At 38.8% G+C, this 15,129-nt stretch carries 13 protein-coding genes; all 13 read left to right on the top strand.

Translation table 11 applies throughout. The features are described from left to right. Positions 1-68 precede the first annotated feature (68 nt). The 13 genes from KH400_RS16465 to KH400_RS16405 all read left to right on the top strand — a co-directional run bounded on the left by KH400_RS16465 (position 69) and on the right by KH400_RS16405 (position 14,964). Positions 69-1,646, top strand: a complete 1,578-nt coding sequence (locus tag KH400_RS16465) for a benzoate-CoA ligase family protein (protein ID WP_217226414.1) — start codon at positions 69-71, stop codon at positions 1,644-1,646. 76 nt (positions 1,647-1,722) lie between these two features. Then, positions 1,723-2,700, top strand: a complete 978-nt coding sequence (locus KH400_RS16460; RefSeq protein WP_217226413.1) for a beta-ketoacyl-ACP synthase III — start codon at positions 1,723-1,725, stop codon at positions 2,698-2,700. Between the two features lie 228 nt (positions 2,701-2,928). Then, on the top strand, positions 2,929-4,143 hold the full coding sequence (locus KH400_RS16455; protein ID WP_438821123.1) for an ABC transporter substrate-binding protein: 1,215 nt from the start codon (positions 2,929-2,931) through the stop codon (positions 4,141-4,143). A 78-nt stretch (positions 4,144-4,221) separates the two neighbouring features. Further along, the gene (locus KH400_RS16450; protein ID WP_217226411.1) at positions 4,222-5,091 is read left to right on the top strand and encodes a branched-chain amino acid ABC transporter permease; all 870 of its coding nucleotides are present in this window, start codon (positions 4,222-4,224) and stop codon (positions 5,089-5,091) included. Further along, entirely contained in the window at positions 5,088-6,089 is a 1,002-nt protein-coding gene (locus KH400_RS16445; protein WP_217226410.1) for a branched-chain amino acid ABC transporter permease, read from the top strand. Before KH400_RS16450 ends, KH400_RS16445 begins: the two co-directional genes overlap by 4 nt. A gap of 25 nt (positions 6,090-6,114) precedes the next feature. Next, the gene (locus KH400_RS16440) at positions 6,115-6,897 is read left to right on the top strand and encodes an ABC transporter ATP-binding protein (protein WP_217226408.1); all 783 of its coding nucleotides are present in this window, start codon (positions 6,115-6,117) and stop codon (positions 6,895-6,897) included. Further along, positions 6,897-7,598, top strand: coding sequence for an ABC transporter ATP-binding protein (locus KH400_RS16435; RefSeq protein WP_217226407.1), 702 nt, complete (start codon positions 6,897-6,899; stop codon positions 7,596-7,598). Before KH400_RS16440 ends, KH400_RS16435 begins: the two co-directional genes overlap by 1 nt. A 147-nt stretch (positions 7,599-7,745) precedes the next feature. Further along, a complete protein-coding gene (locus KH400_RS16430; RefSeq protein WP_217226406.1) occupies positions 7,746-8,708 on the top strand; it encodes an NAD(P)H-dependent flavin oxidoreductase in 963 nt (320 codons plus the stop codon). A 401-nt stretch (positions 8,709-9,109) separates the two neighbouring features. Beyond that, positions 9,110-10,156, top strand: coding sequence for a helix-turn-helix domain-containing protein (locus KH400_RS16425; protein ID WP_217226405.1), 1,047 nt, complete (start codon positions 9,110-9,112; stop codon positions 10,154-10,156). Between the two features lie 319 nt (positions 10,157-10,475). Next, positions 10,476-11,237, top strand: coding sequence for an IclR family transcriptional regulator (locus KH400_RS16420; RefSeq protein WP_217226403.1), 762 nt, complete (start codon positions 10,476-10,478; stop codon positions 11,235-11,237). Between the two features lie 77 nt (positions 11,238-11,314). Next, positions 11,315-12,214: a fumarylacetoacetate hydrolase family protein gene (locus tag KH400_RS16415; RefSeq protein WP_217226402.1), complete on the top strand. Its 900-nt coding sequence runs from the start codon at positions 11,315-11,317 to the stop codon at positions 12,212-12,214. A gap of 58 nt (positions 12,215-12,272) precedes the next feature. Beyond that, positions 12,273-13,739, top strand: coding sequence for an alpha-ketoglutaric semialdehyde dehydrogenase GucD (gucD, locus tag KH400_RS16410; RefSeq protein WP_217226400.1), 1,467 nt, complete (start codon positions 12,273-12,275; stop codon positions 13,737-13,739). A 331-nt stretch (positions 13,740-14,070) separates the two neighbouring features. Then, the gene (locus KH400_RS16405; protein ID WP_217226399.1) at positions 14,071-14,964 is read left to right on the top strand and encodes a fumarylacetoacetate hydrolase family protein; all 894 of its coding nucleotides are present in this window, start codon (positions 14,071-14,073) and stop codon (positions 14,962-14,964) included. Positions 14,965-15,129 lie beyond the last annotated feature (165 nt).

The raw sequence follows: 15,129 nt of genomic DNA, 5'->3' as shown, positions 1-15,129 counted from the left end.
ATAGATGGCGATATCGATGATAACCTATCGATATTGCCTTTCATCCATCTATAAAACGGGGGGAGAATATGTTAAAAACTGAATTAAATGTGAGAGGAATAAGCAGACATTATAATGCGGCCTTCAACTTTATTGATGAAAACATTAATAAAGGATTAGGAGATAAGGTTGCGATTTATTATAAAGACGAAGAAATCACATATAAGCAACTGCAAAATAAAGTCAATCAGTTTGGGAACGCTTTAAAAAACTTAAATATCGAAAATGAAAACCGAATCTTACTTCTTTGCTATGACTCTCCAGAGTTTATCGTTTCATTTTTTGGTTCGGTTAAGGTAGGGGCTGTGCCGATTCCAGTTAACTCAATGATGCAGCCAACAGATTATGAGTATTTCTTAAATAATAGCCGAGCAAAAGTGCTTGTTGTTCACGAAGAATTATGGGAGAACATTAAACATCTTCGCGATCGATTCTATTTCTTAAAAGATGTTATCGTAATTTCTGAAAGCGCCATCACAGGTGTGGATGTGATCGACTATCATGAACTCGTAAACAAAGCATCGACAACTTTGTCACCGTTCTTAACAACACAAGATGATCCTGCTTTTTGGCTCTATAGTTCAGGTAGTACAGGCAACCCAAAAGGCGTTATCCACTTGCAGAAAAACATGGAATCTGCGTTTCAAAACTATGCGAAAAACATCATTGAAATGACGGAGGATGACATTACATTCTCAGCTTCAAAGTTGTTTTTTGCGTATGGTTTAGGTAATGGCATGTACTTCCCATTAGGAGCCGGGGGTTCCACTGTCCTGATGCCAGAACGACCACTGCCAGAGAATGTACTTGACGCCATTGAAAAATACAAACCAACGATCTTCTTTGGCGTGCCTACATTATATGGAGCCATGATTAATCATATTAAAACAAGCGATAAATCCTATGATTTATCTTCAATCCGAGTTTGCGTCTCAGCCGGAGAAGCACTTCCAGACACCTTCGTCAAGCAGTGGAAAGAGCTCTTTGGGTTGGATATTTTAGATGGCATTGGTTCTACTGAGGCCTTACACATCTATCTATCAAATAAAGAAGGGGCGATTAAAGAAGGAAGTTCTGGCAGAGCCGTACCTGGCTATGATGTAAAAATTGTAAATGAGCAATCTGTTCCTGTCTCCGATAATGAAATTGGTGATTTGATCATTAAAGGAGATAGTATTGCATCAGGATATTGGAACAATTCATCAGAATCGAAAAAGAAATTCAATGGTGAGTGGCTCTATACAGGGGATAAGTATTACAAAGATGAAGACGGTTATTATTGGTACTGCGGCCGCTCCGACGACATGTTGAAGGTAGGCGGTATTTGGGTATCACCGGTTGAAATTGAGAATTGCTTAATCAAGAATGATAAAGTGCTAGAAGTCGCAGTTATTGGTGTGAAGAATGATAATAATTTAGAGCAACCGAAAGCTCTTATTGTCTTAAAAGAAGGAATTGCTCCGACAGACGAATTAAAAGCGGAGCTGAAAGCGTATGTTAAAGAGCATTTAGCTCCTTATAAATATCCACGAATTATTGAGTTTATATCGGATTTACCGAAAACACCAACAGGTAAAATCCAGAGATTTAAATTAAGAAATTCGTAATTGAGACAACATTTTCTAACCCATGTTTATGGGTTCCTTTTTTTTAAAGGACTAGTTAGACAAAGAGGTGATTGATTTGACCAATGCGAAAGCAGTGATTAGTGGGGTCGGCTCGTATGTACCGGAGAATCGGTTAACGAACTTTGATCTTGAAAAAATTATGGATACAAGCGATGAATGGATTATGGAAAGAACGGGGATCTCTGAGAGGCGCATTGTCGGCCCTAATGAAACGACATCAGACCTTGCTTATTATGCGAGTATCAATGCCTTAGAAAGCGCACGTTTACAACCAGAAGAACTTGACTTGATTATCGTGGCTACGGAAACGCCAGATCATATGTTTCCTCCTGTCGCTGCCCGACTGCAAAAGAAGCTAGGGTGTGCGAATATCGGCGCTTATGATGTCCATTCTACGTGTGTAGGTTTTATTTCGAGTCTACAAATTGCCGAGCAATACATTAAAAGCGGTAAGTTTGCGAATATTCTCGTTGTCGGCGCAGATACATTATCACGCATTGTCGACTATGATGATCGCTCCACAGCGATTCTATTTAGTGATGGGGCAGGCGCCTTTATTGTTTCAAAAAGCGAGCAACAAGATTGTGAAGGAATTATTTATTCCTCCATTCATTCTGATGGAACCTATTATAAAGATCTTTATGTCACGAATGTTGATCATCAAGAAAATCCAACGTTTGAAAAGCAAAAAATCATCATGAATGGAAGTAAAATCTTTAAATTAGCAGTACAAGGAATGACAGATAGCATTCGACAAACTCTAGCTACAACAGGATCGAACATTACAGATATTGATTGGCTTATTCCTCACCAAGCCAACCAACGAATCATGCTCGCTGTTGCTCGTAACTTGGAGATGCCATTAGAAAAGGTCGTCGATAATATTAAAAACTATGGTAATAATTCAGCAGCGACGATCCCGTTAGCTTTTGATACTGCATTAAAAAAGAATAAAATCGAACGTGGGGATCGACTTATGCTAACTGCTTTTGGTGGTGGGTTACTTTGGGGATCATTATATCTCGAATTTTAGCAAATGGTATATGTTATTTTACGTGACGCAACAAAAGTAAAATTATGTGATATTAACGGCCGTTAAAATATTGAAAAACACTCCAACAAAAGTTATAATTATATTTATATTTGTAATATTCTCAAAATTTTAAAAACTATAGGTGGTGGTAGCTTACTGGGTTGTCTTGAGGGTTATTGGAAGCGTTGTCATTTTAGAGGGGGAAATTACGAGTTGAGGTGATGATCGTTGAGAAAGAGTAAAATGAAGGTTTTGTGGTTCGCACTATTCTGTTTGATTTTAGCGGCTTGTTCTAGTGAAGGATCGTCGAACGAAGCTGACGATGCAATCGATGCTGATGAAGTTAGTGAAGATGCCATTAAAGTAGGTGCACTTCTCCCATATTCAGGGGTATATGCTTCTTTGGGGGAACACCTTACAAAAGGGATGGAGCTTTATTTTGATGAAGTAGACTGGGAGGTTAATGGCAAAGAAATTGTTTTACTGAAGGAAGACACTGAAGCTGATCCACAGAACTCTTTACGAAGAGCGAGAAGGCTAATCGATCAATACGAAGTTGATATTTTAACCGGACCAGTGAGTACCGCTGTTGCCTATGCCCTTCGTGATGAGGTTGATAGTAATCAAGTACCTTTCCTCGTTTCTCACGCTGGAGGAGATGATTTAACAAGAGACATGCGCAGTGACTACATATGGAGATCTTCATTTTCTTCATGGCAAATTGGTCACTCTCTCGGTGAGTGGGCTTATGAAAACGTAGGAGAAAAGATTTACGTTGCTGCTGCGGATTATGCATTTGGGCATGAAGTAGCCGCTGCATTTATGACCGCATTTGAAGAAGCAGGCGGAGAAATTATCGGGGAAGTCTACCCGCCATTAGGCAATAATGACTACGCTTCACATTTAACCCAAATTAATAGCTCTGATGCAGATGCTGTATATGCCTTTTTCGCAGGAAGCGATGCTGCTCGCTTCGTTCAACAGTATGACGAGTACGGGTTAAAAGACGAAATCCCACTCATTGGGGCTGGTTGGCTTGTAGGAGAAGATGTTCGTCCTGCTCAAGGTGATTCTCCAGAAGGTGCGATTGTATCAATTTTCTGGGACTACAACCTTGATACACCTGAAAATATCGCCTTTGTTGAAGCCTATGAGGCGAAATACGATGAGCGTCCAAGTATTGAATCTTTAGAAGGCTATGATGCTGCCCGAATTATCGTAGAAGCACTTGAGAGTATTGAAGGAGACACATCTGACCCAGATCAAATCGTTGAGGCGATTTCACAAGTAGAAATTGACAGCCCACGTGGTCACATCAGATTTGATCAAGATACTCATCATATTATCCAAAACATGTACATTACCGAGACAGTCATTGAAGATGGTCAAACGGAAAACTACGTCATTGATAGCGTAGAGGAAGTTATCGACCCAGGTGAATAAACAAAGGAAGCGTCTAGCCACTCTAGGCTAGACGCGTTATCTATCAATCTCTAATACATAGTAAGGGGGGACCAAGCATTGGATATTTTTGGCGTGGTAATCGTTAATGGATTATCTTATGGATTGTTATTATTCATCATTACATGTGGATTATCATTAGTATTTGGAATTATGGGGGTTCTCAACCTCGCACACGGATCGATGTATATGTTAGCCGCATATATGGCATATACGATTACAACTGTATTTGCTCCTAACTTTTGGGTTGCTCTATTAGTCGCACCGATTTTAGTTGGAATCATTGCTTTTGTTTTAGAGATTGTGTTGTTACGACCTACCTACCATCTCGGACATCTATCACAAGTATTGTTAACATTTGGCCTTGCTTACATTTTTCATGATTTAGCTCATTGGATTTGGGGTTCAAACGTTTTATCATTAAATGTTCCAGAAGTTCTATCAGGTTCGGTCTCTCTATTTGGTCAAACGTTTCCATTGTATCGCATTTCATTAATTGGTTTTGGGATTCTATTAGCGATTTTATTATGGTTGCTACAAGATAAGACCCGCTGGGGAGCGATCATTCGAGCTGGTTTAACGGACAAAGAAATGGTCAGTGGCTTAGGGATAAATATCAAGCTAGTCTTTACGGCAGTCTTTATCTTAGGTGGAATCTTAGCTGGAATTGGTGGTGTTGTTGCTGCACCGATCTTAGGATTGTTCCCTGGGATGGAATTTGAAATCCTAATTCTAGCCCTTGTCGTTCTCGTTATCGGCGGGTTAGGATCGATTGCCGGCACGTTTGTCGCTAGTATCCTTGTTGGGCTAGTTGAAGCATTCAGTAGCTTTTACTTTCCGCAAATTAGTTTGTTCGTCATTTTTGCACTGATGGCTCTTATTTTAATTGTTAGGCCAAATGGTTTATTAGGGAAGAAGGTGAGCGGATGACACGAAATAAAACGACTGTATTTCTCGTTACGATCGGTTTGTTATGTATCGCGCCTCTATTATTATCAAACTTTCAGGTGAGTATTTTAACGGAAATTCTAATCTTTGCTATCTTTGCTTTAAGTTTGAATATTCTAGTTGGCTACACTGGTTTAGTATCATTAGGGCATGCCGCCTTTTTTGCAGTCGGTGCCTACACCGCAGGAATCGTAGCAAAAAGTGTATCAACGAACCTAATTCTAACGCTACTCGCAGCTATCCTTATCTCAGTTATTGTCGCCGCAATTATTGGGTTTTTTAGTACAAAGGTAAGCGGTTTTTACTTCTTAATGTTAACGCTCGCGTTTTCGCAAATGATCTATTCGATCGTGCATCAATCATTTAACTTAACAGGTGGAACCAATGGTTTATCTGGGATTCCCAACCCGACAATTATCGGTGACGTGAGTTTCGCTAGTAACCTGTCAATCTATTTCCTTGTATTAGTTGGCTTTATTCTTGTTTGGCTATTCTTACGAACATTTTTAAAATCTCCCCTTGGTCAAATTTTAGTTGGGATCAGAGAAAACGAACCACGAATGAAAGCGATGGGCTATAACACGATGCTATACAAAAATTTAGCCTTTATTATCGCTGGTGGATTAGGTGGTGTGGCTGGTAGTCTCTATTCGTACTTTAATGGGTTTGTGGCGCCAAGTGAAGCGTACTGGACAATGTCTGGTCAAGTGTTGATTATGGTTTTAATCGGTGGAGCAGGTACCTTGATTGGCCCTGTATTGGGCGCAGCCTTTATTGTAGGTCTTGAAACGATTGTTAGTGCTTATACTGACCTCTTGATGCTCATTATCGGTTCGGTCTTTATCCTGTTTGTGATCTTTGCTCCAAAAGGAATTGTTGGAATTGCAACGAGCATTTACGAACGCTTTATGGAAAAAAGGCGAGCCATACACAAACAAACGCCTTCACCCAATGTCGTTAAAACGGTAGAAAAAGATTAATTGACTAATAAAGGTGGTGTGTTCTATGGATCTAGGTAATGCAACGAGCGTCGGCGGATTTCTGAATATTGATAAAATTGGTAAAAGTTTTGGCGGGTTAAAGATCTTAACAGATGTTTCCTTTTCTGTTTCAAAAGGGGAGAGAATTGGTATTATCGGCCCCAATGGTGCAGGGAAAACAACTTTATTTAATATGATTGCTGGTGAATTCCCACCTACGAACGGGGATATCTATTATGAAGGTGAGAACATTACTAAATTACCGAACTATAAGCGCGTTCGTAAAGGAATGGCACGAACTTTCCAGAAAAATAACTTACTGAATGACCTAACAGTACTAGATAACCTTTTACTCGTTTTACAAAAGAAAGTAGGGTTAGAAAAGGTTTGGTATAAACCGCGAACGAATAAGCGTTTTCCGGGTATCTATGACGAAGCCGATCGCTTGCTTGAAACATGGCAGCTTCAAGAACGCCGTGATACGGTCATCAATCGATTGTCATATGGCGAACAGCGACAGATTGAGATATTACTTGGGATCGCAACTGAGCCAAGAGTTTTGTTACTCGATGAGCCGACAGCCGGTATGTCCAATGCCGAAACCTCGTATATTTTAAATTTGTTAAATGACCTACCAAAGGACTTAACGTTATTAATCATTGAACATGACATGGATGTCCTCTTTAGTTTATCGGATCGCATCATCGTCCTCCACAATGGCGTTGTACTCGCAGAGGGAACCCCAGATCAAATTAAGAACGACCCAAGAGTGACGGAAGTATACTTTGGCAAGGAGGAGGTGGTCTAATGTTAAACGTCGATAACATTCATACGTATTACGGAGAAAGTCATATCTTGCAAGGTGTGTCTCTCGAGGTGAAAAAAGGCCAAATGTCAGTACTTCTCGGGAAGAACGGGATGGGGAAAACAACGACGATTCGTTCGATTCTCGGGTTCAATCCACCACGAACAGGTACAGTGACATTAGATCAACAAGAAATTCAAACAAATACGAGCTATCAAAATTCAAAACTAGGTGTAGGTATTGTCCCTCAAGGCAGGCGGATTTTTCCGAACTTATCTGTAAAGGAAAATCTAACGGTAACTGCAAGGCCAAGTGAGCATAGTGACTGGACGTTAGAAAAAATCTATGATTTATTTCCACGCCTAAAAGAGCGATCAAAATCAATGGGCGGAAATTTAAGTGGAGGAGAGCAGCAAATGCTTTCAATCGGGCGCGCTTTGATGACAAACCCGAAATTATTACTCCTTGATGAACCTTCGGAAGGGTTATCACCACTCATGGTTTCAGAAGTCATCCAAATTATTGAACGACTCAAGCAAGAAGGTCTTTCAATGTTAATGGTCGAACAGAACTTATCCATGGCCTTACGATTAGCAGACCATGTTTACATTTTAAATAAAGGTGAAATTGTCTTCGCTGGCACACCAGAAGAAGTCCACCAAGATGAAGCTGTACGAACTGAATACTTAGCATTGAGCTCATAAACCACTAGAAAACCCTTTTGCGCAAAAAGGGTTTTCTCCCTGTTCTTAAACAGTCTTCACATATAAGGTAAACAAAAGTCAATGCAGGATTTCCCAGAGGTTTATATAAACATAGCATTATGTTCATAAAAAAGGAGATGGGGATGTATGAAAACAAGGGTGACAGATATCTTTGGTATTGAATATCCAATCGTTCAAGGCGGCCTTGCCTATTTAGCTTATGCAGAACTTGCAGCGGCTGTATCAAATGCGGGTGGACTAGGGCAAATCACTGCCGCAACGTTAGGGACACCTGACAAGCTTCGTGAGGAAATACGCAAGGTCCGGACACTAACAAATAAACCGTTCGGGGTCAATTTTGCGATTGCTAGACATGACGGACGTTATAAGGAACTGCTTGAAGTTGCGATTGAAGAAAAAGTACCAGCGATCTCCGTGACCGGTGCGAATCCAAAACCAGTGTTTGAACGATTAGAAGGAGAGGATATTCGCACACTCGTGCTCGTTGCTGGCGTACGCCAAGCCGTCAAGGCGGAAGAACTGGGTGCGGATGCGGTGATGGCAGTTGGCCAAGAAGGTGGCGGGCACTTAGGTCGTGACGATATCGGAACGATGGTATTGATCCCACGGGTAGTTGATTCAGTTTCCATTCCTGTTCTAGCCAGTGGTGGGATTGGTGATGGACGAGGTTTATTAGCAGGGCTCTCTCTTGGAGCTGAGGGAATTGAAATGGGTACACGCTTTATTGCCACAAAAGAGTGCGTAGACGCCCATGAAGCCTATAAAAAAGCGATCCTTGAGTCAAAAGAGACGGATACCGTTATTATTAAGAGAACGTTAGGGGCCCCAGGACGCGTCCTCAACAGTGATTATGCGCAGACGATCATCGAGAAAGAGAAAAAGGGCGCGACTTACGAAGATCTTAAAGACTATATTAGCGGACAATCAAACTGTCGTTACATTTACGATGGCGATGAACACGAAGGTTTCGGTTGGGCTGGGCAAGTCATCGGACTCATCGATGAAGTCCCGACCGTTCAGGAATTATTTGATGACATGATTTCGACAGCAAAACAAGGGCAAAAGCGATTTTCGCAAATATTTGACTAAAAGTTAAAATCACCTACAGCTGGGGCTTCGTTTTGCCTGTTTGCTGTAGGTGATTTTTGATTTTTCAGCCTATATTTTTCTATAATTCTTTCAAATCTGACTCTTTTCTTCTCGTCCGCTTTCCGATATAATTAGTGTTAACTTAAAACGTTCGGAAAATGAAAAAAGAGACCCCCGCGTGTTATAGAGTGTTGGTAGCACTACTATAACCGTCAGCCGTATCTAGCCTACGGCAAACACCTGCGATAAGTCTCTTTTGATTTAGGTTTGTATAAATCTATTTTATACGATCCGTCAATCTAAATCAAGAGGGGGATTCTATCTATTATTAGCGATGTTTGCCAACTTCCTACGGTAAATGTCGCTTTTTTCGTTTCCAAAAAAATTGGAGGCGATTAGATATGACTGTTTTTATTGAGTCTGCTCAACTAAATGAAATGAATAGCTGTGAAAATCTAGCAAACAATGATAAAGAAAAGCAAGCTGTAAAACTTGTACTCTTACAATCCGTGAAAGAAGTCTATGGAGATATGTGGAACCGTCTACAAACAGGGACAAAGAAAGCGATCGACTTCATGTGTTGGTTCAGTTCAGAAAAAGGCTATGTTTTTGCGAGCCAAGAATATATCGCCAATCGTTACGGTATTAGCGATCGCACAATCCGACGTGTCATCGAAAAGTTGCATAAAAACGGTGTGATCGAAATCGCATACCGAAGAAATCCCAATGGGAACTCAAAAGGAAAGCCCATGTATTTCTTTACAACTCATGAGTATTACATGAGCGATTGGCACAAACTATTTACAGATGACCAAGAACATGTCCAAAAAGAAAATAGCGAAAAACCAGTGGTGACAAGGGATCAAGGCTCAAAAAAAGTTTCTACCAATCTATTACCTAAATCTATTATTAATAATCATTTAAATGTATTCACATCATTTATTAAATACGTTCCAAAGTCATTACAACGCTTTAAGAAGATCTTTGGTGAGAGTTTACGAGTACTTTGGCAGCGAGTTCATCGTGCCTACAAAAAGTTTGTGAAGTCTCATAACGTAAACCTTTCAAAAGAAGAAAGAGAATCTATTGGTTTAATATCTATTCAATCCTTAATAACCTACATAAAAAAAGGACAAGCACAGTCCCTGGAAGAACAATGCCGCCTTGTTTTTGCAATTGCAAGTAACCAATTTGAGCAGTTGATGTCTCATTCAAAAGCGCAGGAAATGACACCAGAAAAGGCCGATACATTTGAAGCTGCAAAAGAAAACGAACGCAAAAATCGCAAGAAAAAAGCGTCAAAGCGTGACAAGCTACCTAAATGGGTGACAGATGAGGAGAAGAATGACCCAGCCGAGGACAGTCAGTCGTTGCAGCAAGACAAAGAGCGGTTTGATCAGCTGATGGAGCAGTTACGAATGCGAAAACTAGCAGCGGAGAAGGGGTAAGTTTTACCGCTTACAAAGGGTAGAATATAGTACGAAAAGAATTGTTTATTTTGTTTATGTACTATTGAATTTATAAAATTTAATAGATCAACAACTCGTTTGATGGAATAGGTGACTTAATAGTCTGTTAATCAAAAGAGTCAGAATTTTGATTGACTTCCGAAATTTATTTAAATATAATGTGGTTATAGACGATATTAATAAACCTTGTTTTATATTATAGAACTAAGGTGAGGGTTTGTGAATCAAGTGATACGAGTATAGTTTTCGAGATAGTGCTATTGAAAAGTACCGAAATTACCATTTTGGAGGAGCGAAAGTGCCAATTATTCAATCTGTAGACCGAGCATTAAAAATTCTAGAATTATTTAATGAACATGAAACAGAATTAAAGATTACAGATATAAGTGAACGTTTACATCTTCATAAAAGTACTGTTCACTCTTTATTGAAAACGCTTCAATCCCACCGGTACATAGAGCAAAATCATGAAAGCGGTAAATATCGTTTAGGGATGAAGTTATTTGAACGTGGGAATTTTGTCTTGCAGACAATGGATGTTGGCAATCTAGCGAAACCTCATTTGCACACTATTTCAAAAGAAACTAGACAAACTGTTCATCTCGTGATTCTTGATGGTAAAGAAGGCGTCTATATCGATAAAGTTGAAGGACTTACCTCAAGTTCTCTTTATTCAAGAATAGGTCGAAGGATCCCAATTCATTGCAGTGCTGTTGGGAAAGCATTAGTGGCTTATAAATCAAAGAAAGTGTTAAATGAGATCTTAGATGACTATGATTTTATTCAACAAACACAGTATACGATTACATCGAATGAAGAGTTTTTAAAAGAATTAGAAACTGTTCGTCAAAAGGGATATTCTCAAGATAATCAGGAAAATGAGCTTGGGGTTCACTGCATAGCAATTCCGATTCGTAATCATACGGGTGAAGTTGTAGCGGCAATAAGTATTTCAAGTCCAGTGATGCGATTTAATGAAGAAGAGATGGCAAAGCATATTGAGATCCTTAAACGAGAAGCAAAGGCATTATCAAAAAAATTAGGGCATGGATTTGAGTAGTACTAAAATCCTTTAGGGATTTCTCTCCACTATTATCAAAACTGAGTTTTATATTATAAAACAAAATGGAGGTTACTATGAAAATTATACGATTTGAACAGAAACATTCTAATAAGACAATTCTTGCGGCAGTTACCGAGGACAGTAAAGTCTTTACTCTTCCTTATAGTACTTTACTAGAAGTGATAGAGGAAGCAAAAAGTAAAAGTATAACGACGGTTGAACTAATCACTGAGTTGATTAAAGATAGTTTACCTATAGATGAAAAATTAGAAGAGTTAGATCTTCTGGTTCCAATTGAGGCTCCAGAAGTTTGGGCGTCAGGTGTAACGTATCAAAAGAGTAAGGAAGCTCGAAATTTTGAGGCAACAAATGGAAAACTTGATGCTACAACTTTTTATGATAAAGTTTATGATGCAGAAAGACCGGAGATATTTTTAAAGTCAACAAAAGAACGAACAGTTGGCCCAAATCAAGACCTTTTCTTACGCAGTGATTCCGATTGGCAAATTCCTGAGCCAGAATTAGGACTTGTCCTAAATGGTGAAGGTGAAATTATTGGATATACAGTTGGTAATGATATGAGTTGCAGAGATATTGAGGGGGAAAATCCACTTTATTTACCACAAGCAAAAGTATGGGCTCGCTCTTGCTCGATTGGTCCAGCTATTCTTCTTTCAGAAAAAGTGAAAGATCCTTATAATTTTGAAATTATATGTAGAATTTATCGTAATGAAGAATTACAGTTTGAAGGAACAGCAAACACAGGACAATTAAAGCGTGGTTTTGAGGAGTTAGCAGGGTTTTTAAAGAGAGATAACATTCTTTTCCCTGGAACTGTTCTACTAACAGGAACGTGCATCGTCCCTCCAAATGAGTTTACACTAGCTGATAATGACCGAATTGAAATCGAGATTTCTGGTATTGGTGTACTAAAAAATGTTGTTAAAACTCAAGTTGCAAAATTGGCAAACTAAATAGTTAAACTATTAATCTTATATGTGATACTAGATCTTAATTAGGAGGAATATAAAAATGTCAACAAAAACAGACGTTAAAACATTTTTTAACTTTATAAACGGTTCATGGGTAGAGGGTTCTAGTTCTGAAGTGAAGGGAAGTATTAACCCAGCAAATAAAAATGAAGTAGTGGGTAATGTACAAATGTCTACTATTGAAGATTTAAACAATGCTGTAGATGCTGCTAGTGAAGCAAAGCAAGCATGGAAGGGACTTTCAGGAGCAGAAAGAGGTAACTACTTATTTAAAGTAGCTGATATTCTAGAGTCTCGCCTTGACGATATTGCTGAAACAATGACTCGTGAAATGGGAAAAACATTTCCTGAAGCAAAAGGTGAAACAGCTCGTGGTGTAGCGATATTACGTTATTATGCTGGGGAAGGGATGAGAAAGGTAGGGGATGTCATCCCATCAACTGATTCAGATGCACTGATGTTCACATCACGTGCTCCACTAGGCGTAGTCGGTGTTATTACACCATGGAACTTCCCAGTTGCTATTCCAATTTGGAAAATGGCACCTGCACTTATTTATGGAAACACTGTTATTATTAAACCAGCACAAGAAGCTGCTGTAACAGCTGCAAAAGTAATGGAATGCTTTGCGGAAGCAAACTTACCAAATGGTGTGGTAAACATGGTTACAGGATCAGGTTCTGTTATTGGTCAAGGTATTATAGATCATCCAGAAATTAATGGAATTACATTTACTGGATCAGATCAAGTTGGAAAACAAGTAGGTCAAGGTGCATTAGCTCGTGGAGCAAAGTATCAACTTGAAATGGGTGGTAAAAATCCTGTCATTGTTGCGGAAGATGCTGACCTAGATCTAGCGGTAGAAGCAACAATCAGTGGCGGACTTCGTTCAACTGGACAAAAATGTACAGCAACAAGTCGTGTGATTGTTCACAATGATGTATATGAAGAATTCAAAGAAAAACTTGTTGCTAAAGTAAAGGAAATCAAAGTTGGTAATGGGTTAGAAGAAGGTGTATGGATGGGACCTTGTGCAAGCGAAAGTCAGCTGAACACTGTTTTATCCTATATTGAAAAAGGAAAAGAAGAAGGTGCCCAGTTGCTAGTTGGTGGAAACCGTTATGTTGAAGGTGAATGCTCAAACGGATTCTATGTTGAACCAACAGTATTTGATGCTGTGGATAATCAAATGACAATTGCTCAAGAAGAAATATTCGGACCTGTTCTTGCGTTAATTAAAGCAGAGTCAAATGAGGAAGCTATTCAACTTGCTAACGACGTCAAGTTTGGATTGAGTGCATCTATCTTTACAACAAACATTCAAAAAATGCTTGATTTCATCGATGATATGGATGCAGGTCTTGTTCGTGTGAACTCAGAAAGTGCAGGGGTAGAGTTACAAGCGCCATTTGGAGGAATGAAACAATCAAGTTCTCACTCAAGAGAGCAAGGACAAGCGGCAATTGAATTCTTCACATCAATAAAAACAGTTTTTGTTAAAGGATAAAAAGATGCCCTTAGGGCATCTTTTTATATGAATTAAATTAAATATTTTAAATTCTAATTTGTTGAATTTTTATTAAATAAATGATAAATTGGGTTAGTGGTAGTACCATAATACCTATTGGTGTTATTAGATGGTTATTATATTCTATTGTTAAAAGCGCTTAAAAACTTGAAGGGATGAAATATATTACAAGGGAAAGTTCATCTAATAACTGGAGCAGATCCAGGAATTAGAGACGAGATTAGAAAAATAAAAGTGTTCTCTTTGCTAAAGTGTATTGAATTGAACATTATTCTCTGATTGCTTAACTACTGGTTGGAGGTAATTGAACATGAAATTTTTAACTTTTAAAAAAGGTGGCTTTTTGAAGTTAGGTATAAAAACAGATTTAGGTGTTTTAGATATTGAAAAAGCTGGTGCTTCATTTCAAACGGAATTACCAACTAAAATCGAAGATGTCATTAATAAAAAGGCTACATCCCTTGAAGACTTGGATGCTGTAAAGAAACAAGCCTTAGAAAGTAAAAATTGTGAGCTGTTTTTAGAGGAAGAGGAGTTTACTTTCGGTCCAGCTGTGACAAAACCAGGGAAAATCATCTGTGTCGGTCTGAATTATAAGAAACATGCACTAGAGTCTAATATGCCTTTACCTGAATATCCAATCCTATTTAATAAATTTGATAATACGATTTCAGCACATAACCAGGTAATTAATCTACCATTTAACTCAACAGAAAATGACTATGAAGCTGAACTTGCAATTGTAATAGGAAAAGAAGCTAAACGCGTCTCGACAGATGAGGCGTTAGATTATGTATTTGGTTATTGTAATGCCAATGATTTATCTTCACGAGATTTACAATTTCGTACCAATCAATGGTTATTGGGAAAGTGTTGCGATGGATTTAGCCCATTAGGTCCCTATTTAGTAACAAGTGACGAGATCGGGGACCCTAACCAATTACAGATCAAGGCTACTGTAAATGGCGAAGTTCGTCAACATTCTAATACATCAGATATGATTTTTAAGTGTAATGAAATCATTAGCTATATTTCTGATCATATGACGTTAAGACCAGGAGACGTCATTTTAACAGGTACTCCAGAAGGGGTAGCATTAGGCTTACCTGAGGGTGAAAGGGTGTACTTACAAAATGGTGACGAGGTTACCATTGAAATTGAGAAACTAGGTACACTTACAAATAAATTTAAACAAGAAGTGTAATCTGAAATGCCCTATTTTATCAATACAAAAGGCTGTCCAATGGGGACAGCCTTTTGTATTGTCAACTCTTATGCCAGTATTGTTTTACGGCTCTATAATATTTGTTGGGGTTTCGTGAAAATTTGGGCATAAAAAAACACGTAACTCTTACTGTCCTATATACTT

The organism is Desertibacillus haloalkaliphilus, assembly GCF_019039105.1.
Lineage (GTDB): Bacteria > Bacillota > Bacilli > Bacillales > KJ1-10-99 > Desertibacillus > Desertibacillus haloalkaliphilus.
This window is presented reverse-complemented; position numbering and strand designations above follow the sequence as displayed.

What these genes read in the sequence shown, in the direction of transcription:
- KH400_RS16430 (WP_217226406.1), top strand. Translation starts at nt 7,746, where the DNA reads ATGAAAACAAGGGTGACAGATATCTTTGGTATTGAATATCCAATCGTT.
- gucD (WP_217226400.1), top strand. Translation starts at nt 12,273, where the DNA reads ATGTCAACAAAAACAGACGTTAAAACATTTTTTAACTTTATAAACGGT.
- KH400_RS16425 (WP_217226405.1), top strand. Translation starts at nt 9,110, where the DNA reads ATGACTGTTTTTATTGAGTCTGCTCAACTAAATGAAATGAATAGCTGT.
- KH400_RS16405 (WP_217226399.1), top strand. Translation starts at nt 14,071, where the DNA reads ATGAAATTTTTAACTTTTAAAAAAGGTGGCTTTTTGAAGTTAGGTATA.
- KH400_RS16440 (WP_217226408.1), top strand. Translation starts at nt 6,115, where the DNA reads ATGGATCTAGGTAATGCAACGAGCGTCGGCGGATTTCTGAATATTGAT.
- KH400_RS16435 (WP_217226407.1), top strand. Translation starts at nt 6,897, where the DNA reads ATGTTAAACGTCGATAACATTCATACGTATTACGGAGAAAGTCATATC.
- KH400_RS16445 (WP_217226410.1), top strand. Translation starts at nt 5,088, where the DNA reads ATGACACGAAATAAAACGACTGTATTTCTCGTTACGATCGGTTTGTTA.
- KH400_RS16465 (WP_217226414.1), top strand. Translation starts at nt 69, where the DNA reads ATGTTAAAAACTGAATTAAATGTGAGAGGAATAAGCAGACATTATAAT.
- KH400_RS16415 (WP_217226402.1), top strand. Translation starts at nt 11,315, where the DNA reads ATGAAAATTATACGATTTGAACAGAAACATTCTAATAAGACAATTCTT.